Source organism: Variovorax sp. WDL1 (assembly GCF_001541225.1).
Taxonomy (GTDB): Bacteria; Pseudomonadota; Gammaproteobacteria; order Burkholderiales; family Burkholderiaceae_C; genus Variovorax.
Genome location: NZ_LMTS01000037.1, coordinates 1 through 278, shown reverse-complemented (window position 1 = coordinate 278; position 278 = coordinate 1). Strand labels below are relative to the sequence as shown.

The following is a 278-nucleotide window of genomic DNA, read 5'->3' as shown; positions in this document are numbered from 1 at the left end:
GCCGCCGAGGGGCGACCGGGCATCGTCGGCCTGAACGGCTACATCGCCGTCATGAACAAGATGAAGCGCGGCTCGGAGCAGGACGACCCGTACAGCGACTGGTGGATGCTGCGCATCGAGGACAAGCTCGACCAGACCAAGACCACGCTGCAGACGCTGCGCGAACAAGTGGACCAGGCCCTGGCCGGCGTGCCCGCCGCTTTGACCCTGGGCGAGAACCTCAACGTGCAGCCCGTCAAGCTGCCGCTGTTCGTCAATGCGCAGTTGGGCTTTGCCGC

General features: G+C 66.2%; 1 protein-coding gene. It reads left to right on the top strand.

Going from position 1 to position 278, the window contains the following annotated elements:
* On the top strand, positions 1-278 hold a 278-nt coding region (locus tag APY03_RS07090), incomplete at both ends, for an AcaB family transcriptional regulator (protein WP_157103385.1).